Origin of the sequence: Microcella sp. (assembly GCF_051860105.1) — a bacterium.
Taxonomy (GTDB): domain Bacteria; phylum Actinomycetota; class Actinomycetes; order Actinomycetales; family Microbacteriaceae; genus Microcella.
In genome coordinates, this window is the sequence record NZ_JBHYEO010000012.1 from 22,856 (window position 1) to 47,314 (window position 24,459).

At 71.5% G+C, this 24,459-nt stretch carries 20 protein-coding genes and 1 pseudogene; 3 read left to right on the forward strand and 18 right to left on the reverse strand.

All coding sequences use genetic code 11. The features are described 5' to 3' along the window. Nucleotides 1-17 precede the first annotated feature (17 nt). From ilvD to otsA, 9 genes are all read right to left on the reverse strand, one after another. Entirely contained in the window at nucleotides 18-1,712 is a 1,695-nt protein-coding gene (gene ilvD, locus ACTIE9_RS08270; RefSeq protein WP_439565105.1) for a dihydroxy-acid dehydratase, read from the reverse strand. 9 nt (nucleotides 1,713-1,721) lie between these two features. Continuing rightward, on the reverse strand, nucleotides 1,722-2,174 hold the full coding sequence (mnhG, locus tag ACTIE9_RS08275) for a monovalent cation/H(+) antiporter subunit G (RefSeq protein WP_439565106.1): 453 nt from the start codon (nucleotides 2,172-2,174) through the stop codon (nucleotides 1,722-1,724). Then, nucleotides 2,161-2,466 (reverse strand): monovalent cation/H+ antiporter complex subunit F, encoded by a 306-nt coding sequence (locus ACTIE9_RS08280; RefSeq protein ID WP_439565107.1) that lies wholly within the window; start codon nucleotides 2,464-2,466, stop codon nucleotides 2,161-2,163. The genes mnhG and ACTIE9_RS08280 overlap by 14 nt, the downstream gene beginning before the upstream one ends. Further along, nucleotides 2,463-3,017, reverse strand: coding sequence for a Na+/H+ antiporter subunit E (locus ACTIE9_RS08285; protein ID WP_439565108.1), 555 nt, complete (start codon nucleotides 3,015-3,017; stop codon nucleotides 2,463-2,465). Before ACTIE9_RS08285 ends, ACTIE9_RS08280 begins: the two co-directional genes overlap by 4 nt. Then, entirely contained in the window at nucleotides 3,014-4,591 is a 1,578-nt protein-coding gene (locus tag ACTIE9_RS08290; protein ID WP_439565152.1) for a Na+/H+ antiporter subunit D, read from the reverse strand. The genes ACTIE9_RS08285 and ACTIE9_RS08290 overlap by 4 nt, the downstream gene beginning before the upstream one ends. Next, nucleotides 4,591-5,019 (reverse strand): Na(+)/H(+) antiporter subunit C, encoded by a 429-nt coding sequence (locus ACTIE9_RS08295; RefSeq protein WP_439565109.1) that lies wholly within the window; start codon nucleotides 5,017-5,019, stop codon nucleotides 4,591-4,593. The genes ACTIE9_RS08290 and ACTIE9_RS08295 overlap by 1 nt, the downstream gene beginning before the upstream one ends. Next, nucleotides 5,016-7,997, reverse strand: a complete 2,982-nt coding sequence (locus ACTIE9_RS08300; protein ID WP_439565110.1) for a Na+/H+ antiporter subunit A — start codon at nucleotides 7,995-7,997, stop codon at nucleotides 5,016-5,018. Before ACTIE9_RS08300 ends, ACTIE9_RS08295 begins: the two co-directional genes overlap by 4 nt. A 67-nt stretch (nucleotides 7,998-8,064) precedes the next feature. Then, nucleotides 8,065-8,868, reverse strand: a complete 804-nt coding sequence (gene otsB, locus ACTIE9_RS08305) for a trehalose-phosphatase (RefSeq protein ID WP_439565111.1) — start codon at nucleotides 8,866-8,868, stop codon at nucleotides 8,065-8,067. Next, a complete protein-coding gene (gene otsA / locus ACTIE9_RS08310; protein WP_439565112.1) occupies nucleotides 8,858-10,288 on the reverse strand; it encodes an alpha,alpha-trehalose-phosphate synthase (UDP-forming) in 1,431 nt (476 codons plus the stop codon). Before otsA ends, otsB begins: the two co-directional genes overlap by 11 nt. 199 nt (nucleotides 10,289-10,487) lie before the next feature. Here otsA and ACTIE9_RS08315 point away from each other — a divergent pair, with 199 nt between their 5' ends. Beyond that, the gene (locus tag ACTIE9_RS08315) at nucleotides 10,488-11,339 is read left to right on the forward strand and encodes a sugar phosphate isomerase/epimerase family protein (protein ID WP_439565113.1); all 852 of its coding nucleotides are present in this window, start codon (nucleotides 10,488-10,490) and stop codon (nucleotides 11,337-11,339) included. Here the strand turns inward: ACTIE9_RS08315 and ACTIE9_RS08320 are convergent. The 5 genes from ACTIE9_RS08320 to ACTIE9_RS08340 are packed head-to-tail and all read right to left on the reverse strand — an operon-like array spanning nucleotide 11,332 to nucleotide 16,397. Beyond that, a complete protein-coding gene (locus ACTIE9_RS08320; protein ID WP_439565114.1) occupies nucleotides 11,332-12,102 on the reverse strand; it encodes a FadR/GntR family transcriptional regulator in 771 nt (256 codons plus the stop codon). The two genes, ACTIE9_RS08315 and ACTIE9_RS08320, sit on opposite strands and share 8 nt — an antisense overlap. A 10-nt stretch (nucleotides 12,103-12,112) precedes the next feature. Further along, on the reverse strand, nucleotides 12,113-12,901 hold the full coding sequence (locus tag ACTIE9_RS08325; RefSeq protein WP_439565115.1) for a 3-oxoacyl-ACP reductase: 789 nt from the start codon (nucleotides 12,899-12,901) through the stop codon (nucleotides 12,113-12,115). A gap of 10 nt (nucleotides 12,902-12,911) precedes the next feature. Further along, a complete protein-coding gene (locus ACTIE9_RS08330) occupies nucleotides 12,912-14,270 on the reverse strand; it encodes an aldehyde dehydrogenase family protein (RefSeq protein WP_439565116.1) in 1,359 nt (452 codons plus the stop codon). After that, nucleotides 14,267-15,037, reverse strand: coding sequence for a gamma-glutamyl-gamma-aminobutyrate hydrolase family protein (locus tag ACTIE9_RS08335; protein ID WP_439565117.1), 771 nt, complete (start codon nucleotides 15,035-15,037; stop codon nucleotides 14,267-14,269). The genes ACTIE9_RS08330 and ACTIE9_RS08335 overlap by 4 nt, the downstream gene beginning before the upstream one ends. Next, nucleotides 15,018-16,397: a glutamine synthetase family protein gene (locus ACTIE9_RS08340; protein WP_439565118.1), complete on the reverse strand. Its 1,380-nt coding sequence runs from the start codon at nucleotides 16,395-16,397 to the stop codon at nucleotides 15,018-15,020. Before ACTIE9_RS08340 ends, ACTIE9_RS08335 begins: the two co-directional genes overlap by 20 nt. 190 nt (nucleotides 16,398-16,587) lie before the next feature. Between ACTIE9_RS08340 and ACTIE9_RS08345 the strand changes: the two are divergent. After that, nucleotides 16,588-18,103: pseudogene (locus ACTIE9_RS08345) on the forward strand (amino acid permease). A 96-nt stretch (nucleotides 18,104-18,199) separates the two neighbouring features. Here the strand turns inward: ACTIE9_RS08345 and ACTIE9_RS08350 are convergent. The 3 genes from ACTIE9_RS08350 to ACTIE9_RS08360 are packed head-to-tail and all read right to left on the reverse strand — an operon-like array spanning nucleotide 18,200 to nucleotide 23,489. Beyond that, nucleotides 18,200-20,062 (reverse strand): YhgE/Pip domain-containing protein, encoded by a 1,863-nt coding sequence (locus tag ACTIE9_RS08350; protein ID WP_439565119.1) that lies wholly within the window; start codon nucleotides 20,060-20,062, stop codon nucleotides 18,200-18,202. Further along, nucleotides 20,059-22,920, reverse strand: coding sequence for an MMPL family transporter (locus ACTIE9_RS08355; RefSeq protein WP_439565120.1), 2,862 nt, complete (start codon nucleotides 22,918-22,920; stop codon nucleotides 20,059-20,061). Before ACTIE9_RS08355 ends, ACTIE9_RS08350 begins: the two co-directional genes overlap by 4 nt. An 11-nt stretch (nucleotides 22,921-22,931) precedes the next feature. Further along, on the reverse strand, nucleotides 22,932-23,489 hold the full coding sequence (locus ACTIE9_RS08360; RefSeq protein WP_439565121.1) for a TetR/AcrR family transcriptional regulator: 558 nt from the start codon (nucleotides 23,487-23,489) through the stop codon (nucleotides 22,932-22,934). Nucleotides 23,490-23,622: 133 nt separating this feature from the next. On the opposite strand from ACTIE9_RS08360, the gene ACTIE9_RS08365 reads away from it, so the two are divergent. Continuing rightward, nucleotides 23,623-23,820 (forward strand): hypothetical protein, encoded by a 198-nt coding sequence (locus ACTIE9_RS08365; RefSeq protein WP_439565122.1) that lies wholly within the window; start codon nucleotides 23,623-23,625, stop codon nucleotides 23,818-23,820. On the opposite strand, the gene ACTIE9_RS08370 is transcribed toward ACTIE9_RS08365, so the two are convergent. After that, entirely contained in the window at nucleotides 23,817-24,452 is a 636-nt protein-coding gene (locus tag ACTIE9_RS08370) for a LysE family translocator (protein WP_439565123.1), read from the reverse strand. The genes ACTIE9_RS08365 and ACTIE9_RS08370 overlap by 4 nt on opposite strands. Nucleotides 24,453-24,459 lie beyond the last annotated feature (7 nt).

The following is a 24,459-nucleotide window of genomic DNA, read 5'->3' on the forward strand; positions in this document are numbered from 1 at the left end:
AGCGGGGAGAACCGCGCTTATCCCGTGACTGCTCCTTGCGCGGCAGACCGCACGAGCTTCGAGTACTTGGCGAGAACGCCACGGGTGTAACGCGGAGGCAGGGGCGCCCAGTCGGTGCGGCGCGCCTCAAGCTCGTCTGCGTCGATCAGTAGGTCGAGGGAGCGAGCAGCGATATCAACCCGGATCAGATCACCATCGCGCACGAAGGCGATGGGACCAGCGTCCACCGCTTCGGGAGCTACGTGGCCGATGCACAGTCCGGTTGTGCCGCCTGAGAATCGACCGTCTGTCAAGAGTAATACATCTTTCCCGAGCCCTGCGCCCTTGATGGCGGCGGTCACGGCGAGCATCTCGCGCATGCCCGGGCCGCCCTTGGGGCCCTCGTAGCGGATGACGACGACATCGCCCGCTGAGATCTCCCCGGCGGTCAGGGCATCCATCGCGGCGCGCTCGCGCTCGAACACGCGGGCCGGGCCCTCGAACACGGCGGCATCGAAGCCCGCCGTCTTGACGACCGCGCCCTCGGGCGCCATCGACCCGTGCAGGATCGTGATGCCGCCCGTGGCGTGGATCGGGTTGTCGAGCGTGCGCAGCACGTCGCCGTCGAGCGGGTCGGGGTTCAGCTCGGCGAGGTTCTCGGCCATCGTCTTGCCGGTGACGGTCATGACGTCGCCGTGCAGCAGCCCCGCATCGAGCAGGGCCTTGAGCAGCACGGGCAGGCCGCCCTGGCGGTCGACGTCGTTCATGACGTAGCGGCCGAAGGGCTTGAGGTCGCCGATGTGCGGCACGCGGTTGCCGATGCGGGTGAAGTCCTCCAGCGTGAACGGCACCTCGGCCTCGTTGGCGATCGCGAGCAGGTGCAGCACGACGTTGGTCGAGCCGCCGAGCGCCATGGCGACCGTGACGGCGTTCTCGAGCGCCTCGCGCGTGACGATGTCGCGTGCCGTGAGCCCCAAGTTCAGCAGGTTCACGACGGCCTCGCCGCTGCGGTGCGCGTACATGTCGCGGCGGCGATCATAGGATGCGGGGCTCGCCGACCCCGGAAGGCTCAGGCCGAGCGCCTCGGCCACGGAGGCCATCGTGTTGGCGGTGTACATGCCGCCGCAGGCACCCTCCCCGGGCGCGAAGGCGCACTCGATGCGGTGGGCGTCTTCGGCCGACATCTTGCCCGCCTTGACGGCGCCGACAGCCTCGAAGCTGTCGATGATCGTGATCTCCTTCTCGGTGCCGTCACTGAGCTTGACCCAGCCCGGCGCGATCGAGCCCGCGTAGAGGAACACGCTCGCCAGGTCGAGGCGCACGGCGGCCATGAGCATGCCGGGGATCGACTTGTCGCAGCCCGCGAGCAGCACCGAGCCGTCGAGGCGCTCGGCCTGCATGACGGTCTCGACCGAGTCGGCGATGACCTCGCGGCTCACGAGCGAGAAGTGCATGCCCTCGTGGCCCATCGAGATGCCGTCGCTCACGCTCACGGTGCCGAACTGCAGCGGATACCCGCCGCCGGCGTGCACGCCCTCCTTGGCCGCCTGCGCCAGACGCGCGAGCGAGAGGTTGCACGGGGTGATCTCGTTCCACGAGCTCGCGATGCCGATCTGGGCCTTATCCCAGTCGTCATCGCCCATGCCGACCGCACGCAGCATGCCGCGCGAGGTGGTGGCTTCGATTCCGTCGGTGACGACGCGGGAACGGGGCTTGTGGTCGGCCTTCGACATACGTCGAGTCTACGACCCGGTGCCGGGGGGCTTCGACGGCGAGGAGCCGCTCTCGCCCGCCCGCGGCTCGTCGCCCCACGAGCCGCCCGGCAGCTCGGTGCCGCGCGCCGCGTCGACGTCGGGCGCGAGCTCGTCGACGAGCAGCGTGGCGGGGTCGTAGTCGCCGTTGCGGTAGCCCGCGCGCCCCACCATGTGGGCGGAGATGGGCGCGGTCAGCAGCTGGAACACGACGACCGGCACGAGCAGCAGCAGCACGGTGCCGCTGCGCGCGCTGAGCGCGAGGGCGATGACGACGAGGATGAGCCCGAGGATCTGCGGCTTCGTGGCCGCATGCAGCCGCGAGATCGGGTCGGGGAACCGGTGCAGGCCGATCGCGGCCGCGAGCGTCAGCAGCGCGGCGATGATGAGGAGCACCGCCGCGACGGTGTCGAGGATGCCGTTCCACGGCTCAGCGTCGAGCATCGTCGTCCTCCCCCGCCACCGCACTGCTCTGATCGGCGCCCGCGCGCGTGATGAAGCGCGCCACGGCCACGCTGCCGAGGATCGCCGTGGCGGCGAGCACGACCATGAGCGGGATCGAGCGCGTGTGACCCGAGATCACCATCTCGGCGCCGATCACGAGGATCAGGGTGGTGAGCATGACGTCGCTCGCGATGAGGCGATCGATGAGCGTCGGCCCCGTGATGAGACGCAGGAGGACGAGGAGCACGGCCGCGGCCGCGATCGCTCCGGCGATGATGTGCAGCACGGTCATGCGCGCACCGCCTCCCACTCGGCCTTCGAGCCCCACGCCCGCAGCAGATCGCGCTCGAGCCCGAGCACGTGGGCGCGCGCCTTCTCGACGTCGGCCGCGGTGCGCACCGACAGCGAGTGCACGTACAGCACCGTGCTCGCGCGGTCGACCTCGACGACGATCGAACCCGGCACGAGCGAGACCGCGAGCGCGGTGCCGGTGAGGATGAAGTCGGAGCGCGTCGTCAGGTCGACCTTGATGAGCGCGCTGCCGTGGCGCGCGCGCGGCCCGAGGGCGAGAAGCGCCACCTGGAACGACGCGACCACCATCTCCCCGAGCACCCGCCCGACGAAGACGACGAACCAGAACGGGTTGAAGCGCCCCGAGAGCTCGACGGCGGGGAGGTAGAAGGCGCGCGTGACGGCGAGCGCCACGATGATGCCCGTGAGTATCGTCAGGGGTGTGACGGAGCCCCACAGCATCATCCAGAGCAGCACGAGCGCCGCCAGGAGGGGAAGCTGCTGGCGCACCGTGACGCGGGTGCGCTGCACCGGCGTCGTCGCGTCGCTCATCGGGATCCCTCCCCGGTGGTCGCACCCGGCAGCACGAGCTCGATGTACGACTCCGCTCCGTCGAGGTTCTGCGCCGCCCGATCGGCGACCGCGTAGAGCGGCCCGGCGAACACGGTGAGGGCGAGACCGACGACGACCATGCCCGCGGTGCTGAGCGTCATCAGACGGGGGGTCGTTCGGGTCTCGGAGGGCGCGTCGCCGCTGTCGGGCGCCTCTTCGACCGCGCGGAGCAGACGGGTCTCGTCACCCTCCACATCGCCCGCGGGCCGCCAGAACACGAGGTTCCAGACGCGCACGAGCGCGTAGAGCGTGAGGAGGGAGACGAGGGCTCCGGCGCCGATCAGCACGTAGGCGAGGGCATCCCCTTGGGCCGCGGTGGCCTGGAAGAGCCCCAGCTTGCCGATGAACCCGGAGAACGGCGGGATGCCGCCGAGGTTGAGGGCGGGGATGAAGAACAACACGGCGACGAGCGGTGCGCTCGCGAGCAGGCCGCCGATGCGGGTGATCGACGTGCTGCCGGCCTCGCGCTCCACGAGGCCCGCGGCGAGGAAGAGGGTGGTCTGCACGACGATGTGATGCACGATGTAGTAGATCGCCGCGGCCGTGCCCGCCACCGTGCCGAGGGCGACGCCGAGGATCATGTACCCGATGTGGCTCACGAGCGTGAATGACAGGATGCGCTTGATATCCGCTTGGGCGACCGCACCGAGCGCGCCGACCACCATGGTCAGCAGCGCGAGCACCATGAGCGCCGGGTTGAGCTCGGGGGTCGGGAAGATGACGGTCTCGACGCGAATGATCGCGTAGACGCCGATCTTGGTGAGCAGGCCGGCGAAGGCCGCGGTGACCGGGGCGGGTGCCGAAGGGTAGCTGTCGGGCAGCCAGAACGAGAGCGGGAAGACGGCCGCCTTGATGCCGAAGGCGACGAGCAGCATGACGTGCAGCAAGATCTGCACGTCGACGGGGAGGTCTTGCACCCGCTCGGCGACCTGCGCGAGGTTCACGGTTCCGAGGGCGCCGTAGACCATGCCGATCGAGGCGAGGAAGAGGATCGACGACAGCAGGCTCACGATGACGTAGGTGACACCGGCACGGATGCGCGCCTGCGTGCCGCCGAGCGTGATGAGCACGTAGCTCGCCACGAGCAGGATCTCGAAGCCCACGTAGAGGTTGAACAGGTCGCCCGCGACGAAAGCGACCATGACCCCCGTGGTGAGGATCAGGTAGGTCGGGTAGTAGATCGAGACGGGAGTCTCGTCGTCTCCGTCGGCGAGACCCTGACCGATGGAGAAGATGAGCACGGCGAGCAGCACGAGCGACGACACGACGAGCATGAGCGCCGAGAGCCGGTCGACCACGAGCACGATGCCGAACGGCGCCGGCCAGTTGCCCGCCTCGACGACGATCGCGTCTCCCGCATCGACCCCGATGAGCAGGGCGATGCTCATGCCGAGCACGACCACGAGGGCGAGGGCCGCGACGATGCGCTGCGGCCGCGCGCGGCGCCCGAGCACCAGGGTGAGCGCGGCCGCGAGCAGCGGCACGAGCACGACGAGAGCGACGAGCGCGGCCATCATCGGCTGACCTCCACCGGGAAGTCGGTGTCGCCCTCGTCGGGCGAGACCTCTTCGATCGGCATGGTGAGGGTTCCCGACCGCAGCGCCACGTCGTCGGCGTCGTCGGAGACATCATCGGCGTTCGCGAGGCGCCACGACCGGTATATGAGCGCGAGCAGGAAGGCGGAGACGGCGAAGGTGATGACGATCGCGGTGAGGATGAGCGCTTGCGGCAGCGGGTCGTTGTACTCGCCAGGGTCGAGGCTCTCGTCGTAGATGGGCGCGAAGCCCGACGGGCCGCCCATGATGAGGATGAGCAGGTTCACGCCGTTGCCGATGAGCAGGAACCCGAGCACGACGCGGGTGAGGCTGCGTTCGAGCAGCAGGTAGACGCCGCACGCGATGAGCGCGGCCATCACGACGACGAGCACGAGGGAGACGGTCATCGGGCACCTCCTGTGGGTGCCGTGGGCTCCGTGATGAGAGAGCCGGATGCGGCGCCGGAGCGCCCGGCGGGCGCGAGCTCATCGCCGCCCTGGCGGTCGACCTCACCGCCGAGGCTGCGCAGCACGTCGAGCACGAGCCCGACGACCACGAGGTAGACGCCGATGTCGAAGATCGTCGAGGTGACGAACTCGATCTCGCCGAGCAGCCACACCTCGCCCTCCCAGTAGGCCGAGGTGAGCGGCGGGGCGCCGAGGAGCACCGGCACGAGGGCGGTGCCCGCGGCGATGATGAGGCCCGTGCCGAGCACGGCGCCCGCCCCGAGCGGCAGAGCGGCGCTCAGCTCGTAGCGCCCCCCGGCGAGATAGCGGGCGACGAGGGCGAGCCCGGCGACGAGCCCGCCGACGAAGCCCCCGCCCGGCAGGTTGTGGCCGGCGAACAGCAGGTAGAGCGAGATGACGATGATCGCGTGGAAGGTGAGCCGCACGACCACCTCGAGAAGGATCGACCGGTGCCGTGGGTCGAGCGTCGGGCCGGCGAGGATCCAGGCGTTGCGCAGCTCGCCCTGCTCACCCTGCTCGCGCACGCGGTCGAGGCGGGCCGAGATGCGCCGCTTGACCGTCGCTCGGCCGATGCGGGGCGGTGCGTCTCCGCGGCTGCGCAGGAACAGCAGGCTCGCGACGCCCGTGGCCGCGGCGATGACGACGGCGAGCTCGCCCATGGTGTCCCACCCACGCAGGTCGACGAGGGCGACGTTGACGATGTTGCGGCCGTGCCCGATCTCGTAGGCCAGCTGCGGCCAGGCGAGCGAGATGGGCTGCTCGATGCGCGCGCCGGCGACGATCACGGCGACGAGCGCCATGACGAGGCCCACGCCGATGCCGATGCCGGCGCGCAGCAGGCGGTGGGTGCTGCCGTGCTTGTCGCCGAGGCGGGCCGGGAGCCGTCGCAGCACGAGCACGAAGGCGATGAGGGTGACCACTTCGACGAGGACCTGGGTGAGGGCGAGGTCGGGGGCGCCCTGGAGGGCGAACAGCGCCGACATCCCGAAGCCCGTGACCCCGACGATGACGAGCGCGGCGAAGCGCTTCTGCGCCTGGGTCGCCGCGATGGCGGCGATGATCATGACGGCACCGATCGCGAGCTGCGCGGGGTGGTCCCAGAGGCGCAGCGCGGCCGGCCAGGTGTCTCCGAGCAGCAGGCCCGTCGCGGTCACCGCGATGAAGACGACGAGGATCACCCCGAGGTAGAACGGCAGCGAGCCGCGCTGGGTGAGGCTCGTGACGCGCACGGCCAGGCGGTCGACCGCCCCGACCGAGTCCCAATAGGCGTCGGATGCCGTGTAGTCGCGGGCGAGCCGGGCCTGCAGGCGGGCGACCGGGGCGCGGGCCGCGAAGAGCGCGGCGCCCAGGCCGATCGCGAGCACCGAGAGGCCGAGCTCGGGAGTGAGCCCGTGCCACAGGGCGAGGTGGTAGGCCCCCTCACCCGGATACGGGAAGAGCGCGGGGTACCCGGCGATGCCGGCATCGACGAGGCTCGCGAGCGGCCCGAGGGCGAGGCTCGTGACGGCGAGCACGGCGGGCGCGAGCAGGAACCGGCGGCTCACGGTCGCGAGCGCGGTGACGTCGTCGACGCCGGGCTTGCGGGCGAAGGCCCCCCAGAAGAACCGGATGCTGTACGCGACGGTGAGCGCCGACCCCACCACCACGCCGACGAGTGCGACGGTCGCCCACCCCTGAGCCGCGGCGTCGAGCGGCGCCTCGCCCGTCTGCCCGGTGGCCGCCGCGAGCAGCGAGTACAGCACGGTCTCTTTCGCGACGAAGCCGATCACGGGCGGCACCCCCGCCATCGAGGCCAGCGCGACGGCGGCGATGCCGGCGAGCCACGGCGAGCGCCGGCCGAGGCCCGAAAGCTTGCGCAGATCGCGGGTGCCCGCCTCGTGGTCGATGATGCCGACGACGAGGAAGAGCGCCGCCTTGAACAGTGCGTGCGCGAGCAGGAGGGCGAGCGCGGCGAGCGCGGTGTCGCGCGTGCCGAAACCGGCGACGACGACGAGCAGGCCGAGCTGGCTGACGGTGCCGTAGGCGAGCAGCAGCTTGAGATCGGTCTGCTTGAGCGCCGCCCAGCCGCCGAGCAGCAGCGTCGCGAGACCGAGCACCACGAGCACCTCGCGCCATCCCGGCACGTCGACGCCCGCGGGGGCGAGCCGCAAGATCAGGTAGATGCCCGCCTTCACCATGGCCGCGGCATGCAGGTAGGCGCTCACCGGGGTGGGCGCGGCCATCGCGCCGGGCAGCCAGAAGTGCAGCGGCACGATCGCCGACTTCGACAGCGCGCCGACCAGCACGAGCATGATCGCGGTCGTCGTGAGCGGCCCCGCCGGGAGCTCGGCCAAGATCGCCGTGAGGTTCGACGTGCCCGCCTGCACGGCCAGCAGCACGAGGCCCACGAGCATGACGAGGCCGCCGAGCGTCGTCGTGATGAGGGCCTGCAGCGCGGCGCCGCGGCTGGCCCTGCGGTGCGTGTAGTGGCCGATGAGCAGGTAGGAGAAGACGCTCGTGGCCTCCCACAGCACGAAGAGCAGGTAGACGTCGTCGGCCAGCACGAGGCCGTACATGGCGCCGGCGAAGGCCAGCAGCACGGTCGCGAAGCGCCCGAGCCCGGGCTCGTCGTCGCGGAAGTAGGCCGCGCAGTAGATCAGCACGAGGCTTCCGACGCCGGTCACGACGAGGGCGAGCACCCACGAGAGGGTGTCCATGCGCAGATCGAGAGTCAGCTCGAGCTGGGGGATCCAGGTCAGCCGCTCGACCGGCACCACCGCGGGGTTCTGCGACAGAACGGCGGGCGCCTGCAGCGCCGTGTGCACGAAGGCTCCGAGCGGCACGAGCGCGGCGACCCAGAACACGCGCGCCCCGAGCCGTGGCGCGAGCGGAAGCACGGCGATCGCGGCCGCGCCGAACACCATCAGGACGATGAGCATGCGTCCTCCCTCGGTGTCGGCGGTTCGGCAAGGGGGCAGGGCGTCACGGCGCGATCGCCGGATGCCCTCAGTCTACCGGGCGTGAGCCGAGAGCATCCCGAACGTCGGCGAGCCGGTGCAGCAGCGCCGCCACCTCGGCCGGGCCCGCCACGCGATGCGCGGCCGCGGTGGGCGGCGGGCCCACCTTGATGCCCAGATCGCCCGGCTCGAGCACGGCGAGGGCGTCTTCGTCGGTCACGTCATCGCCCGCGAACAGCACGGCGTCGGGGGCGAACCGCGCCCGGAGGGCGCGCAGGCCGTCGCCCTTCGTCGCGTCGCGCACAGCGAACTCGACGACGTTCTTGCCGTCGCGCACCGTGAGTTCCGGGTCGGCGGCATGCGCCTCCCCGCGAACAGCCTCGACGAGGGCGGATGCCGCGGTCGCGTCGACGAGGCGGGTATGCACCGCGAAACCCGCCGGCTTATCCTCGATCCACGCCCCCGCGGTCGCGCCCACGAGCGGCTCGAGCCGCGATCGCAGGGCGCGCACGCGCTCGCGGTCGGCGGCGTCGACGGCCGGGCGGGCATCCCCCGCGGTGAAACGCACCTCGAGCCCGTGCGAGCCGATCAGCGGAGCATCGTCGGGCAACCCGCCCACCGCCGCGAGGCTCTCGAGCGCGCGGCCCGACACGAGGGCGACGATCGTGCCGGGCAGGGCGCGCAGTCTGAGCAGGGCGCTCTGAGCCTCGAGCAGGGCCCGCGCCTGCCCGGGGTCGTCGACCTCGGGCGCGAGCGTGCCGTCGAAGTCGAGGGCGACGAGCACGCGCTCGCGCCTCGCGAACGCGTCGAGGGCGGCGAGCAGGGCCGCATCGAGCGCGGCGTCAGCGAGCATCGGAGTGGTGGTTCGCGTGCCGCAGCGTGTCGAGGAAGGTGCTCGACCAGCGCGCCACATCGTTCTCGCGCACGCGGCGCCGCAGGGCGCGCATGCGGGTCGTGCGCTCGCGCTGCGGCATCCGCACGGCAGCGACCATCGCCGCCTTCAGCCCGTCGATGTCGTGCGGGTTGACGAGCAGGGCGTTCTTCAGCTCGTCGGCGGCACCGGCGAACTCGCTCAGCACGAGCACGCCGTCTTCATCGAGCTGGCAGGCCACGTATTCCTTCGCCACGAGGTTCATGCCGTCGCGCAGGGCGGTGACGAGCATGACATCGGCGGCGAGGTAGAGCGCCACCATCTCCTCCCGCGGATACCCGTGATGCAGGTAGGCGACGGCGCTGTGGCTGATGGTGGCGTACGTGCCGTTGAGGCGCCCCACCGTGAGCTCGATCTCATCGCGCAGCTGCATGTAGGCCGCGACGCGCTCGCGGCTCGGGCTCGCGACCTGCACGAGCACGGCATCCCCCACCGAGAGCGCGCCGTCGCGCAGCAGCTCGCCGAACGCCTTCAGGCGATGCCGGATGCCCTTCGTGTAGTCGAGGCGGTCGACCCCCAGCAGGATCGTCGAGGGGTTGCCGAGATCGTCGCGGATCTGCTGCGCGCGCGCCTGCACCTCGGGCCGGCGGGCGATCTGCTCGAAGCTCTCGACGTCGATCGAGATCGGGAAGGCCTTGGCGATGACGGAGCGGTGGCCGCCGAGCCCGTCGGGGACGTGGATCTCGGGGGTGCGCGTCGCGTAGCCGAACAACCGGCGCACGGCGCGCGAGAAGTTGCCCGCATCGGCGACCCGCTGGAACCCGATGACGTCGGCGCCCAGCAGGCCCTCGATCACCTGGCGCCGCCACGGCAGCTGTGCGTAGATGCCGTACGGCGGGAAGGGGATGTGGTTGAAGAAGCCGATCGTGAGGTCGGGCCGCTGCTCGCGCAGCATGCGCGGCACGAGCTGCAGCTGGTAGTCCTGCACCCAGACGGTCGCGCCGGGCGCGGCGACGCGAGCGCTCGCGTCGGCGAATCGCTGGTTGACCTCGACGTAGGCCTCCCACCACTCGCGGTGGAAGCTCGGGGGCGCGATGACGTCGTGATACAGCGGCCACAGGGTGTCGTTGCTGAAGCCCTCGTAGTACTGCTCGATCTCGAGCGGGCTCAGCGGCACCGGAACGAGGGTCGCGTCGTCGGAGACGAAGGGCTCGATGGTCAGATCGGGCTGGCCGGCCCAGCCGACCCACGCCCCGCGCGAGGCGCGCATGACGGGCTCGAGCGCCGTCACGAGGCCGCCCGGCGAGCGCTGCCAACGCTCGACGCCGTCCGCGTCGATCACGCGGTCGACGGGCAGTCGGTTCGAGACCACGACGAAGTCGTGGCGGATGGTGTCGGTCATGTCGCTCGCTCGTCTCCGGTAGTGCGATCCGGGGGAATCGTTCGGTGCGGGGCTGTCCGGCTCGTTCCACGGTATCAGCCGAGGCTCCGAGCCCCTCCCGCGGGGGCGACCCGCAGAGGGTCGACGATTCGACCGATCGTCATGCGGCGTTCACCCGGGCCTGCGGCCCGCGCGTGGGGCGTCGTCGTACAGTGACGACGTGATCAGCATCGGCATGGGCACCACGAGCGTGCTGCCGCGGCGCCTGCACGACGCCTTCCGATTGGCCGCCGAGGCCGGCTTCGACGGGGTCGAGATCATGGTGACGAGCGACCGCGACACGCACGACCCCCGCGTCATCGGCGCGCTGAGCGAGCGGTTCGGGATGCCCGTGCTCAGCATCCACGCCCCCGTGCTGTTCTTCAGCACCTTCGTGTTCGGCCGCAACCCGCGCGTCAAGCTCGAGCGCAGCCTGGCTCTCGCGCGCGACGTGGGAGCGACCACGGTCGTCGTGCACCCGCCCTACCGCTGGCAGCGCCGCAGCGCGGCCGCCTTCGTCGAGACGGTGCGCGAGCTGCAGGCCTCGTCGGGCATCACGATCGCGGCCGAGAACATGTTCCCGCTCACCGTGCGCGGGCGCGACCGGCACCCCTACGCGCCGCACTGGGATCCGGGTGTGCTCGACATCTCGGCCCTGACCCTCGACTTCTCGCACGCCGCCCTCGCCGGGGTGAGCGCGCTCGACCTCGCGCAGCGCTGGGGCGACCGGTTGCGGCATGTGCACCTGTGCGACGGCTCGAGCGTCGAGCCGAACACGAAGCTGTTCGACGAGCACCTCGTTCCGGGGCGCGGCGCCCAGCCGGTCGCCGAGGTACTCGCGCTGCTCGCGGCGAGCGGATTCGACGGGTCGATCGTCGCCGAGATCAACTCGCGCGCGTGCGGCACCGATGACGAGCGCCGTCTCGCGTGGCTGCGGGAGACTCTCGCATTCGCCCGCCAGCACACCGCGGGCACCCGGACGGCGAGCGGCACGACCGGACGCCCGGACGCGACACCTCCGACGTCTAGCTGAGGAACGCCCGCAGCAGCGACTGCGAGCCCTCGAGGTGCTCCGTCATCGCGGTCGCGGCACGGTCGGGGTCGCCCATGAGCACGGCCCAGACGATCTGCTCGTGCTGCTGGTCGGAGTGCGCGATGTTGGGCGCGAGCAGGGGGATGCGGTCGAGCAGCCGGTTCACGCTCATGCGGTTCTCGGCGACGAGCGAGACGAGGCTCGGGCTGCCCGAGAGCTCGGCGATCGTCAGGTGCAGCCTCGAGTCGAGCCGGCGGTAGTCGGCGGGGTCGGCGGCGGCGAGCTCGTGCAGCCGCGCGCCGAGCGACTCCCGCTCGGACGCCGTGAGCGTGCGGGCGGCCGCGGCGCGCGCGGCCCCCACTTCGAGCACGGCGCGGAGGGTGAGGATGTCGTCGAGCTCGGCGGGAGTCACCGACGGCGCGGGGTCGCCGCCCGTGACGGGCAGCGGATCGCAGACGAACGTGCCCCCGTAGCGACCGCGGCGCGACTCGAGGTAGCCGGCGTCGGCGAGCGAGCGGATGGCCTCGCGCACGGTGTCGCGGCTCACCTCGAAGCGCGCCGCGAGCTCGCGCTCGGGGGCGAGGGCGTCGCCCGGCGCGACGAGGCCGAGCCGGATGAGCTGCAGCAGCCGCGCGAGCGTCTCCTCGAACGCGTTGCCGCCGCGCACCGGGCGCGACAGCGCCTCGTGCGCGAGCGATTCGAGCGGCTCGACGCTGCCCGCGGGCTCGACTCCGCGCTCTGCCGCCTCGTCACCGCCCGCCATGCTCGCGACCCTACAGCGGCGTCACGTAGGCGCCGCTGATGCCACCGTCGACGAGGAACGTCGAGGCGGTGATGAAGGAGGCGTCGTCGCTCGCGAGGAAGGCGACCGCCGCCGCTAGCTCTTCCGCCTCGGCGAAGCGGCCCTTCGGAATGTGCACGAGCCGCCGCTGGGCGCGCTCGGGGTCTTTCGCGAAGAGCTCCTGCAGCAGGGGCGTGTTGACGGGGCCGGGGCACAGGGCGTTCACGCGGATGCCCTGCCGGGCGAACTGCACGCCGAGCTCGCGGGTCATGGCGAGCACGCCGCCCTTGCTCGCGGTGTACGAGATCTGGCTCGTCGCGCTGCCCATGACGGCGACGAAGCTGGCGGTGTTGATGATCGAGCCCGACTGCTGGGCGACCATGTGGCGCAGCGCGGCGCGCGAGCACAGGTAGACGCTCTTGAGGTTGACCTCCTGCACCTTGTCCCACGCGGGCAGCTCGGTGGTCTCGATCGAGTCGTCGTCGGGCGGCGAGATGCCGGCGTTGTTGAAGGCGATGTCGAGCGAGCCGTAGGTGGACTGCGCCGTGTCGAAGAGGTTGTTGACCTCGGCCTCGTCGGTCACATTGACCTTCACGAACAGGCCGCCGACCTCGGCCGCGGCGGCCTCGCCCGATTCGGGGTTCATGTCGCCGATGACGACGGTCGCGCCCTCGGCGGCGAAGCGGCGCGCGGTGGCCAGACCGATGCCGCTGGCGCCGCCCGTGATGACGGCGACCTTGCCCTTCAGGCGCTGCGTCAGGTCGATGGGGGTGATGGTCATGGCGAGCTCCTTAGCTGTGGGAGAAGAAGACGTTCTTGGTCTCGGTGAAGGCGAGCGGAGCATCCGGACCGAGCTCGCGCCCGAGTCCGCTCTGCTTGAACCCGCCGAAGGGGGCCGCGTACCGCACGGAGGAGTGCGAGTTGACGCTCAGCGCGCCGCTCTCGACCCCGCGGGCGACGCGGATGCCGCGACCGAGGTCGCGCGTCCAGATCGAGCCCGACAGACCGAAGATCGAGTCGTTCGCGAGCGCGATCGCGTCGGCCTCGTCGTCGAAGGGCAGCACCGAGACGACGGGGCCGAAGATCTCCTCCGTCGCGACGCGGTCGGTGCGGGTGGGCAGCAGCACGGTCGGCGCCATCCAGTAGCCGGGGCCGTCGGGGGCCGTGCCCGTGAACGCGACGGGCACGCTCCCGTCGAGGAAGGCGGCGACGTTCTCGAAGTGGCCCTTCGAGACGAGCGGCCCCATCTCGGTCGCCTCATCGTTCGGGTCGCCGACGCGGAACCCCCGCACGGCCGGCTCGAGCAGCTCGAGGAAGCGGTCGAGCACGCTGCGCTGCACGAGCAGGCGCGAGCGCGCGCAGCAGTCCTGCCCCGCGTTGTCGAAGACCGAACCGGGGGCTCCGGATGCCGCTGCCTCGAGATCGGCGTCGGCGAAGACGATGTTCGCGCTCTTGCCGCCGAGCTCGAGCGTGACGGGCTTCACCTGCGCCGCGCATCCGGCCATGACGTGCTTGCCGACCTCGGTCGACCCGGTGAAGACGACCTTGCGCACCTTCTCGTGCGTGACGAAGCGGTCGCCGACGACGGAGCCGCGGCCCGGCAGCACCTGGAAGAGGTGCTCGGGCAGGCCCGACTCGAGCGCGAGCTCGCCGAGGCGGATCGCCGTGAGCGGCGTCCAGTCGGCGGGCTTGAGCAGCACGGCGTTGCCCGCAGCGAGGGCGGGCGCGAAGCCCCAGCCGGCGATCGGCATGGGGAAGTTCCAGGGCACGATGACTCCGACCACGCCGAGCGGCTCGTGGAAGGTGACGTCGAGCCCGCCCGCGACGGGGATCTGCTGGCCGATGAGCCGTTCGGGCGCGCCGCTGTAGTAGTCGAGCACGTCGCGCACGTTGCCCGCCTCCCAGCGGGCGGCGCCGATCGGGTGGCCCGAGTTGCGCACCTCGAGCTGCGCGAGCTCCTCGATGTGCGCGTCGACGGTCGCGGCGAAACGACGCAGCGCGCGGGCCCGGTCGACCGGCGCGAGCGCGGCCCACGCGCGCTGGGCGACGACCGCGCGGTCGACAGCGGCGTCGACCTCCTCGAGGGTCGTGTGCCGCACGGTGCCGATGACGGTCTCGTCGGCAGGGTTGACGAGGGTGGTCTCGCTCATGCGCGGGCCTTCCGGTTGTCGCGGTACGCGGCCGCCGCCTCGACGAGCGCGGCGAACAGGCGGGCATCCTCCGCCGCGTCCTCCTCCGGGTGCCACTGCACGGCGACCCCGAAGGTGAGCGCGTCGACATCGACGGCCTGGATGACCCCGTCGTCGCCGCGCGCGCTCACGGTGAGGCCGTCGGCGACCTCGTCGATCGCCTGATGGTGGTAGCTCTGCACCGTCACGCGCTCGCCGAGAAGGGCGGCGGCGCGGGTGCCGGGCACCGTGATCGCCGGGTTGGGGGTGAACACGCCCCCGCCCGCGTTGTAGCGCGTCGACCCGATCGCGTCGGGCAGATGCTGGATGAGGCTGCCGCCGAGCATCGTGTTGAGCACCTGGAGCCCGCGGCAGATGCCGAGGAAGGGCATGTCGCGCGCGATGGCGCGCTCGAGCAGCGCGTCTTCGAGCGCGTCGCGGTCGAGTCGCGGCTCGTCGTTGGTCGGGTGGGGCTGCTGCCCGTACCGACGCGAATCGACGTCCTTGCCGCCCGTGATGATGAGACCGTCGAGCCCGTCGAGGATCGCATCGGCACCGGCGGCGTCGATCGGTTGCGGGGGGATCAGCACGGCGAGGCCGCCCCCGCGCGCGACGGCGTCGAAGTAGACCTTCGGCAGGAACGCGGCGGGGACATCCCACACCCCGCTCGTCGCCTGCTCGAGATAGGTGGTCAGCCCGATGACGGGGCGGGGCGCGGCGCCCGTCGGCTCAGAAACGCTCGAAGCCACGGATGCGCTCCCAATCGGTGATCGCGGCGTCGAAGGCCGACAGCTCGACGGCGGCCATGTTGAGGTAGTGGGCCATGACCTCGTCGCCGAACGCCGCGCGCGCGAGCTCGGAGCCCGCGAACAGCTCGGTCGCGTCGCGCAGCGTCGAGGGCACGCGCGGCAGATCGGCCGCGTAGGCGTTGCCCTCGAAGATGTCGGGCAGGGTGAGCTTGTTCTCGATGCCGTGCAGGCCTGCCGCGATGATCGCCGCCGTCGCGAGGTAGGGGTTGACGTCGCCGCCGGGCACGCGGTTCTCGATGCGCAGGCTGTGGCCTTGCCCGACCACGCGCAGCGCGCACGTGCGGTTGTCGACACCCCAGGCGATGCCCGTGGGGGCGAAGCTGCCCGGCACGTAGCGCTTGTACGAGTTGATGGTCGGGGCGAAGAACAGGCTGAGCTCGCGCATGGCGGCGAGCTGGCCGGCGAGCCAGTGCTCCATGAGCGGCGAGAAGCCGTGCGGGCCCTCGCCGGCCATCACGGCCGAGCCGTCGGTGCCGCGCACGCTCAAGTGGATGTGGCAGCTGTTGCCCTCGCGCTCGTTGAACTTCGCCATGAAGGTCAGCGCCTTGCCATGGGCGTCGGCGATCTCTTTCGCGCCGTTCTTGTAGATGACGTGGTTGTCGCACGTCGCGAGGGCGTGCGCGTAGCGGAAGGCGATCTCCTGCTGCCCGAAGTTGCACTCGCCCTTCACGCCCTCGCAGTACATGCCAGCACCGTCCATGCCGTTGCGGATGTCGCGCAGCAGCGGCTCCATGCGGCTGGAGGCGAGCAGGGCGTAGTCGATGTTGTAGTCGCTCGCCGGCGTCAGGTTGTCGTAGCCCTTCGCCCAGGCCTGCCGGTAGCTCTCGTCGAAGACGATGAACTCGAGCTCGGTGCCGACGTAGGGCACGAGCCCGTGCGCGGCGAGGCGATCGATCTGCTGCTGAAGGATCTGCCGGGGGCTCGGAGCGACCGTGCCGCCGTCCATGCGGAGCAGGTCGGCGATGACGAGCGCCGTTCCCGGAAGCCACGGGATGCGCCGCAGCGTGCCGAGGTCGGGCTGCATGACCATGTCGCCGTAGCCGGTCTCCCACGACGAGAGGGCGTAGCCCGCGACGGTGTTCATCTCGACGTCGACGGCCAGCAGATAGTTGCAGCACTCGGCGCCGTGCGCGGCGACCTCCTCGCGGAAAAGCCGGGCCGAGACGCGCTTGCCGACGAGGCGGCCCTGCATGTCGGCGAAGGCGACGATGACGGTGTCGATCTCACCCGCATCGATGAGCTGCTCGAGCTCGGCGATCGTCAGGTTTCCGGAGCGGACCGTCGACGGCGCTGCAGACATGGGGCCTCCCTTGGCTCGAGTGTCGACCATTAGTACCACAGCGGCCCGGGGTGCATTGCGAAAACGACTGACCTTTTCGTTTCTAATGGTGGACAAGCCAGACCTTTGCGGCCATGCTCATGTGCCAAGGCGCGACGCGGCGTCGTAGCCCGCGTGCCGACCCATCCCCACCACCCCCCAGGAGGACTGAATGGCGGAAACAACGAAAGCGACGGGCGGTGTCACGTACACCAGCGTCGACGACACGTACTTCGAGAAGCGCGGGCTGCGCCGATCGGCAGGCGTCTGGGGCCTCTGGGGCCTCGCCGTCGCCGCGGTCATCTCCGGCGACTTCTCGGGCTGGAACTTCGGCATCGACTTCGCGGGCTTCGGCGGCATGCTCATCGCCTTCGTCGTGCTCGTCGTCATGTAACTACGGCCTGACCTTCTCGATCAGCGAGATGTCGGCGGCCATGCCCCACACGGGCGGCGCGTACTCGTTCGGTCGATCGGCGATGGGACCGTGGGGAGGCCTCATCACCGGTGCCGCGGAGACCATCGAGTACGTCGCGACCACGGCCGTCGTCGTGTTCTTCTCCGCCCAGTACCTCGACGGCGTGACGGGCGGGCTACTGAACTTCTCGCTCGCCGAATCGGGCAACATGTGGATCTGGTGGATCGTGCTCTACGTCGCGTTCGTCGCCCTCAACGCCGCGGGTGCGCACATCTCGTTCCGCTTCGCCATCATCGTCTCGATCATCGCCATCGGCATCATCCTGGTGTTCTCGGTCATGGCCCTCGCCTCGGGCCTGTTCTCGTTCGACAAGCTGTGGGACATGGCGCCGAACCCCGACGTCGCCGGATCGTCGACGTTCCTGCCCGAGGGCTGGCTCGCCATCCTGTTCGCCCTGCCGTTCGCGATGTGGTTCTTCCTCGGCATCGAGGAGTTGCCGCTCGCGGCGGAGGAGTCGCACACGCCGGAGAAGGACATCCCCCGGGCCGGCGTGATCGCCCGCGGAACGCTCATCGTCACCGGTGTGCTCGTGCTCTTCCTCAACACGGGCGTGCTCGGAGCCGAGGCGACGGGCGTCTCGCTCGAACCGCTGCTCGACGGCTTCCGGGCCATCGTCGGCGACGAGCTCGCGGCTCTGCTCGCGATCTTCGCGCTCATCGGCCTGCTGGCCTCGCTGCACGGCATCATGTTCGCCTACGGGCGCAACATGTACTCCCTGTCGCGGGCCGGCTACTACCCGAAGTTCCTGTCGCTCACCGGCAAGAACAAGACCCCGTGGGTCGCGCTCACCGTGGGAGCGGTCGTCGGCTTCGTCGCGATCGTCGTGCTCGACCTGCTCGGTCGGGCCGACCCGGAGGGCCTCGGCGCGGTGGCCGGAGCGATCATCCTCAACATCGCGGTGTGGGGCGCGGTCGTCGCGTACTTCCTGCAGATGGTGTCGTTCCTCATCCTGCGCCGGAAGTTCCCCGACGTGAACCGCCCGTACAAGAGCCCGTGGGGCACGTTCGGCGCCTACAGCGCCGCAGCGATCGCCGCTCTGGTCTTCGTCGGTCTGCTCATCAACCCGGCCTTCCAGGCGGCCATCGTGGCGATCATCATCGTCTACGCGCTGATCCTGCTCGGCTTCGGTCTGCACTACCGCAAGCAGCTCGTGCTCTCCCCCGAGGAGGAGTACGCCATGAGCGGCGGAACGCACGAGCTCACCAAGGAGTGAGGCTCGAGTAGCACGACCGGTGCGGGGCGCGAGCGTTCAGCTCGCGGCCCGCACTGCTGTGCGGGGCGGGGATTCTCGGCGCGAGCATCCCCGCCGTCACGCGGCGGCCGGTACGAGGGTCGGGGCGAACGCGGCGAGAGCATCCCGCCGCCGCGCCCGGCCGGCCGCGAGCCGCGCGACGAGCAGCGACACCCCGCCGAGCAGCGCCATGACCGCGACCGCCGCGACGACGCGAGCGGGGTCGCCGCCCGCCAGCAGCGCCTGCATGCCGTCAACCGCATAGGTGAGCGGCAGCACGGCGCTCAGGGCCGGGAACGGGTCGGCGAGCGCGGCGATCGGGATGATGCCGCCGGTCGCGACGATCTGCACGGCGAGCAGCAGCAGCGAGACGACGAGCCCCGCCCGCCCGAGGGTGAGCGTGAGCGCCGCGTGCAGCGCCGTGAACGCGAGGGCGATGATGCTCGTGAGAGCGAGCGTCGCGGGCAGGAGGGCGAGGTCGACCCCGCTCACCGCGTGCACGAGCGCCGTCACGAGCGCGGCCTGGGCGAGGGCGATGAGGGATGCGCGGCCGACGGCTCGACGCACGATGATGCCGCCCGCCGCCGACGTGCCGATGACGCCACGGGCGGCGGGTCGCAGGGCGAGGAAGGTCGCGAGCGCGCCGATCCAGAGCCCGATCGGCACGAGCGTCTCGGCGATGACGGAGCCGACGCCGTCGACGGCGTTGGTGCGCGTCGACTCGACGACGACCGGCTCGCTCGCCACGGCGCTGTCGCCCGCCTCGGGCACCTGACCGGCGCCGGAGGAGAGTCCCGTCGCGAGCTCGTCGACCCCCGCCGCGAGCGACTCGGCGCCCGAGGTGATCTCGGTCGTGCCGCCGGCGAGCGAGCCGAGGCCGCTCGCGAGCTGCCCGGCTCCGCTGCGCAGCGCGGGCCCTCCCGCGGCGAGCGCGGCGGCGCCCTGCGCGCTGTCGGCGATGCCCGCCTGGATGCCGTCGAGGCCGCTCGTGAGCGGCGGGATCACGGCAGCCGCCGTGCCGGCGAGCACCTGCGCGTCGGTGAGCGCGTCGATGAACGCCTGCTGGTCGGCCGGGCTGAGGTTCGATGAGGCGACAGCGGCGGCGAGCGCCGAGAGCTGACCCGCGAGGGATCCCGCGCTGGCCGGGATCCCGGCCACCGCCTGCTGGGCCGGATCGAGCTGGGTAGCGCCGTCGCGCAGCTGAGCGAGCCCCGTCGAGAGGGCCGACACTCCCGCCGTGTACTCGGCCACACCGGACGAGAGCGAGCGGGCTCCCCCGGCCGAGGCCTGCGCCCCCGCGCTGAGCTCGACGAGCCCCGAGCTCAGGGCGCTCGCGCCATCGCCGAGCTGGGTCGCCCCGTCAGCGGCGGTGTCGAGGGCCGCGCCGAGCTCGCCGAGCCCGCTCGTCAGCCCATCGAGGTATTGCGCCGTCACCTCGGCGCCGAACTGCTGGGCCAGACCGCTGCCGACCGCCTGCACGACCGAGCCGGCGAGGTAGCTGTGCGCGTCATCCGTCTCGATCTGCAACTGCGCCTGCACGGGCTCGGGCGTGCCGATCGTCAGCAGCGAGGCCGAGAAGTCGGCGGGGATCGTGAGCACCGCATACACCTCGCCGCGCGCGAGCGCCGCGGCCGCCTCGTCGGCGCTCGTCACGCGCCACGAGAAGCCGGTGTCATCGCCGCCGGTGAGCTCGGTCACGAGCTGGCGGCCCGCGAAGACGATCTGCTCGGCACCGTCGGCGTCGGTCGTGGTGAGCAGCTCGTCGTCGTTCACGACCGCCGCGGGGATGCGCTCCAACGCCGAGGAGTCGTTGCCGACCGCGGCGAGCGCGATGCCGACGAGGGCGAGCGGCACCGCGACAGCGGCGACGAGCGCGAACCAGCGGCGCAGGCGGCCGCGGTGCGCGAGGGGGGTCGGGGTGAGGGGCGAGGCGGCGGTCATGCGCCGCTCCTTTCGATGAGGGCGGATGCGGAATCGAGGCGCACGGTCAACGCCTCCGCCGCGATCGGGCTGCCCGGCTCGCGGCCCCAGAGCCGCACGACCGGGGTCGGGGCGAGCCGCTGGACGAGCGCGTCGAGCAGCGCGACATCGTCGGCGGTGAGCGCGTCGTCGCGGTGGTCGAGCACGATCACGGGGGTCGCGTCGAGCGTCGCGACCGCAGCGAGCACGAGAGCCCGGCGACGAGCGTCGAGTGCCGACACGATCGTCTCGGGGTCGGCGATGCCGAGGGGTTCGACGTCGAGAGCGCTCAGTGCCGCGGCGAGCCGGGCGATCCAGCGCCGAGTGCGGCGGAGCCCGCGCGGGTACCCCGCGGCGAGCGCGATGCGCTCGCTCACGAGCGCCGCGATGGTCACGGTCGGGGCGAGTCGGTCGCCGCTCACGTCGACAAGGGTGACGCGGCGCGACGCGCGACCCGACTCGGAGGGCAGCACGGCCCCGGCGACGAGGGCGCGGCCCGAGCGCGGCGACAGGTAGCCGGCGAGCGTGGCGCCGGCGAGCCGCCGTTCGGCCGCGTCACCCACGAGGTCGATGCGCGTGCCGGGGCCGGCGACGAGCGTGAGCTCAGCATCCGTGCCGGCGAGACCGAGCCGGTCGGCGACGATCACGGCGTCGCCCTGGGTCTCGGCCCACGCGCGATGATCGCGGTGGTGACGCAGGCGCTCGCCTTCGACATCGAGGTCGGGCAGCACGCGGTCGAGCGCGCGCGGGAACCACCAGGCCGCCCGGCCGAAGAGCACCATGATCGCCGGGCCGAGCGTCATGCGGACGACGAAGGCGTCGATGGCGATGCCGACCGCGAGGCTCAGCGCGATGGGCTTGATGAGCCCCGAGCCCTCGGGCACGAACGCCGCGAAGACGAAGAACATGATGAGCGCCGCGGCGGTGACGACGCGCGCGCCGTTGGCGAAGCCGTCTTCGATCGAGCGGCGCGGCTCGCCCGTGCGCACGAACTCCTCACGCATGCCCGAGACGAGGAACACCTCGTAGTCCATGGCGAGGCCGAACAGCACGGCCATGAGGATGATTGGCATGAAGCTGAGGATGGGGCCGGGCTCGGCGTGCAGCAGCTCGGCGCCCCATCCCCATTGGAAGACGGCGACGGTGACGCCCATGGCGCTGCCGACCGACAGCAGGAAGCCCAGGGCCGCCTTGACGGGCACGAGCACCGAGCGGAACACGGCCATGAGCAGCACGACCGAGAGCCCGACGACGACGAGACCGAAGGGGACGAGCGCGTTGGTGAGCCGCGTCGAGATGTCGATGCCGACGGCCGTCACGCCGGTGACGGCGAGCGGGGTGCCGAACTCGGCCTCGATCTGCGCGCCCGCCGCCCGCAGGTCGGCCACGACGAGCTTGGTGGCGGGGTCGTCGGGTGCCGTTTCGGGCGCCACCTGGAAGATCGCGGTCTCGAGGCCCGGCGACGGGATGCCGGGGCTCACGCTCGCGACACCGTCGACCGCCTCGAGCTCGCCTCGGATCGCTGCGAGGTCGTCGAGGATGTCAGTCGTCTGCGTGATGTCGAGGGTGACGAGGAGCGGCCCCGCCGTGCCCGGCCCGAACGCGTCGGCGATGATGTCATAGGCCTCGCGCTGGGTCGAGCCGGCCGGCTCGCTGCCGCCGTCGGGCAGGTTGAGGTCGAGCGCGAAGGCGGGGATCGAGAGCACGCCGAGCACGGCGACGACCGAGATGCTCGTGAGCACGGGGCGCTTCATGACACCGCGCACCCAGCGTCGACCCATGGTCGGAGCGGAGGCGGCGTCGGGGTGGGCGAGCTTCCAGGCTCGAGAGCCCTCGCGCGGCACGAGTTTCGCCCCCGCGACGCCCAGGAGGGCGGGCAGCAGCGTCACGGCGGCGGCAATCGCGATGAGCACGGCGAAGGCCGCGCCCACACCCATCACGGAGAGGAAGGGGATGCCGACGACGAGCAGTCCGAGGAGCGCGATGATGACCGTCGCCCCCGCGAACACGACGGCGCTGCCCGCGGTGCCGACGGCGACGGCAGCGGACTCGGCCGGATCCATGCCGCGGGCGAGCTGGCCGCGGTGCCGCGACAGGATGAACAGCGCGTAGTCGATGCCGACCGCGAGGCCGATCATGACGGCGAGCAGCGGGGCCGAGCTCGAGACCGGCAGGAACGCCGCGAGGCCGAGGATGCCGCCGACGACGATGCCGACGCCGATGATGGCCGTCGCGAGGGGCATCCACGCCGCGCGCAGCGAGCCGAAGGTGATGATAAGCACGGCGCCCGCGAACAGCACGCCGAGCACCTCGCTCACGGTGAGCCCGACGGTGGTGTCTTGGAAGACCTGGCCGGCGAACTCGACGCGGACGTCGACGGTGTCGGCGGTGCCGACGAGCGCCTCGATGGTCTCGGAGCTCACCTCGGACGATGCGCCGTCGAGCTGCACCCGCACGATCGCGACCGTCTCGTCATCGCTCACCTGCCCGTCGGCGAACTCGTCGAAGGGGCCGAGCACCGAGTCGACCCCGTCGACCCGGGTGAGCGCACGCGCGAGGGTGTCGATCTGGTCGCGGATGCCCGCATCCGTCACCGCGGACCCCTCGGGCGCGACGACCACGGCCTGCGCGCTCGCGCCCGAGACGGCCGGGAAGAGGGCGTCGAGCTGGTCGAGCGCCACCTGCGACTCGGTGCCGGGGATGCTGAAGGTCTCGTCGGTCTGGCCGCCGAGCGCGAGGCCGCCGCCGAGGGCGGCGGCGAAGGCCAGCAGCCAGGCGACGATGACGAGCCGGGCGCGGCGGTACGAGAACCGGCCGAGCCGGTAGAGGAGCGTGGCCATCGAGGGCCTCCTTATGCGGTGCGGGAGTCGGCGGGCACGAGCAGGTCGTGCAGGATCTCGAGCAGTGCGGAGCGCACCTCGTCGATCGGGATCTCGCCGTTGAGTCCCAGTCGCTCGGCGGCCGCCAGGGTGTAGGCGACACCGCCGAACGCCACGCCGAAGCGCAGCTTCTCGATCGTGGAGCCGCTCGCGAGCCGGAACAGCTCGGCGACGCGGCGCATGAGTTCGGTCGCCCGGTGCATCACGGGCACGTCGTCGAGGGTCGCCCCCTGGTTGATCACGAGCGGCACCACCTGGTGGTGCAGCAGCAGCAGATCGACGAACCGCTCGACGAAGTCGGCGCGCCGCAGGCCGCCGTGGTCGTCGAGAGGGGTGATGAGCTGCTCGAGATCATCGAGCGCGGGGTTCACGATCTCGGCGAGCAGCTGCTCTTTCGAGGCGAAGTGGTAGAGCACGCTGGCCTTCGAGGTACCCGCGAGATCAGCGATGCGCTGCAGCGAGGTGGCGGCGTATCCCGCGACGGCGAACTCGGCGAGCGCGACCTCTCGCAGCTGATCATGGAGGGACATGCCTCCACGGTACTGACCGATCGGCCAGAGCTCTGACCATTCGGTCAGACTCCTAGGGAGCTCTGGGACGAATCCCAGGCTCGCCCTCGGCGCGCGACCACCCGCTAACGTGGGACGCGACACGGGAGGTCGCATGCGCAGGTTTCTCTTCAACGGTGCCGTGATCGGCGCCGCCTTCTCGGCCGTCGGTGTCATCAACGCCACCCGCACGGGGCCGCGCGACTGGCGCCTCGCCCTCATGTGGGTCAGCTGGGGCATCAGCGTCGCGATCGCCGTCGGAACGGTGATCGAGGAGAGCCGCGAGAACGGGCCCCTCGAGCTCGACGACTAGCTCGAACTGCCGGTCAGGGCCATCGCCCCGCCCAGGCCGATGAGCGCGACCCCGCCGGTCGCGCGCATCCCGCTCATGCGACGCGGGTTCGTGGCGAACCAGTCGCGCGCGGCGCCCGCCGCGATGGCGTAGACGCTGTCGCCCGCCACGCCGAGCACGAGGAAGATCGCCCCGAGTTCGAGCATCTGCAGTACCGGGCTGCCGGCGCCGGGAACGACGAACTGCGGCAGCGCCGCCACGAAGAACACGATCGTCTTCGGGTTGCTGATTCCGACGAGGAAGCTCTCGCGCAGAAGGCGCGCGGGTCGTGCCGAGACCGCCGAGACGTCGGCATCGACCGCGGCGTGACGATGACGAATGGCCTGGATGCCCAGCCACACGAGCACGAGCGCCCCCACGATCTTCAGCACCGTGAAGAGCACGACCGACTGCGCCACGAGCACCCCCAGCCCGGCGGCCACGGCGATGATCTGGATTCCGACGCCCGCCGCGTTGCCGAGCACGCTCAGCAGTGCGCCGCGCTTGCCCAGCACGAGCGCCCGACCGATGACGAACAGCACGCTCGGGCCGGGAATCGCGATGATGACGATCGCCGCAACGACGAAGGCGAGCAGTTCGGGGAGGGGCACCATGAGCCTG

Coding starts and splice junctions, on each gene's coding strand:
- ilvD (WP_439565105.1), bottom strand. CDS start 1,712: ATGTCGAAGGCCGACCACAAGCCCCGTTCCCGCGTCGTCACCGACGGA.
- mnhG (WP_439565106.1), bottom strand. CDS start 2,174: ATGCTCGACGCTGAGCCGTGGAACGGCATCCTCGACACCGTCGCGGCG.
- ACTIE9_RS08280 (WP_439565107.1), bottom strand. CDS start 2,466: ATGACCGTGCTGCACATCATCGCCGGAGCGATCGCGGCCGCGGCCGTG.
- ACTIE9_RS08285 (WP_439565108.1), bottom strand. CDS start 3,017: ATGAGCGACGCGACGACGCCGGTGCAGCGCACCCGCGTCACGGTGCGC.
- ACTIE9_RS08290 (WP_439565152.1), bottom strand. CDS start 4,591: ATGGCCGCGCTCGTCGCTCTCGTCGTGCTCGTGCCGCTGCTCGCGGCC.
- ACTIE9_RS08295 (WP_439565109.1), bottom strand. CDS start 5,019: ATGACCGTCTCCCTCGTGCTCGTCGTCGTGATGGCCGCGCTCATCGCG.
- ACTIE9_RS08300 (WP_439565110.1), bottom strand. CDS start 7,997: ATGCTCATCGTCCTGATGGTGTTCGGCGCGGCCGCGATCGCCGTGCTT.
- otsB (WP_439565111.1), bottom strand. CDS start 8,868: ATGCTCGCTGACGCCGCGCTCGATGCGGCCCTGCTCGCCGCCCTCGAC.
- otsA (WP_439565112.1), bottom strand. CDS start 10,288: ATGACCGACACCATCCGCCACGACTTCGTCGTGGTCTCGAACCGACTG.
- ACTIE9_RS08320 (WP_439565114.1), bottom strand. CDS start 12,102: ATGGCGGGCGGTGACGAGGCGGCAGAGCGCGGAGTCGAGCCCGCGGGC.
- ACTIE9_RS08325 (WP_439565115.1), bottom strand. CDS start 12,901: ATGACCATCACCCCCATCGACCTGACGCAGCGCCTGAAGGGCAAGGTC.
- ACTIE9_RS08330 (WP_439565116.1), bottom strand. CDS start 14,270: ATGAGCGAGACCACCCTCGTCAACCCTGCCGACGAGACCGTCATCGGC.
- ACTIE9_RS08340 (WP_439565118.1), bottom strand. CDS start 16,397: ATGTCTGCAGCGCCGTCGACGGTCCGCTCCGGAAACCTGACGATCGCC.
- ACTIE9_RS08350 (WP_439565119.1), bottom strand. CDS start 20,062: ATGACCGCCGCCTCGCCCCTCACCCCGACCCCCCTCGCGCACCGCGGC.
- ACTIE9_RS08355 (WP_439565120.1), bottom strand. CDS start 22,920: ATGGCCACGCTCCTCTACCGGCTCGGCCGGTTCTCGTACCGCCGCGCC.
- ACTIE9_RS08360 (WP_439565121.1), bottom strand. CDS start 23,489: ATGTCCCTCCATGATCAGCTGCGAGAGGTCGCGCTCGCCGAGTTCGCC.
- ACTIE9_RS08365 (WP_439565122.1), top strand. CDS start 23,623: ATGCGCAGGTTTCTCTTCAACGGTGCCGTGATCGGCGCCGCCTTCTCG.
- ACTIE9_RS08370 (WP_439565123.1), bottom strand. CDS start 24,452: ATGGTGCCCCTCCCCGAACTGCTCGCCTTCGTCGTTGCGGCGATCGTC.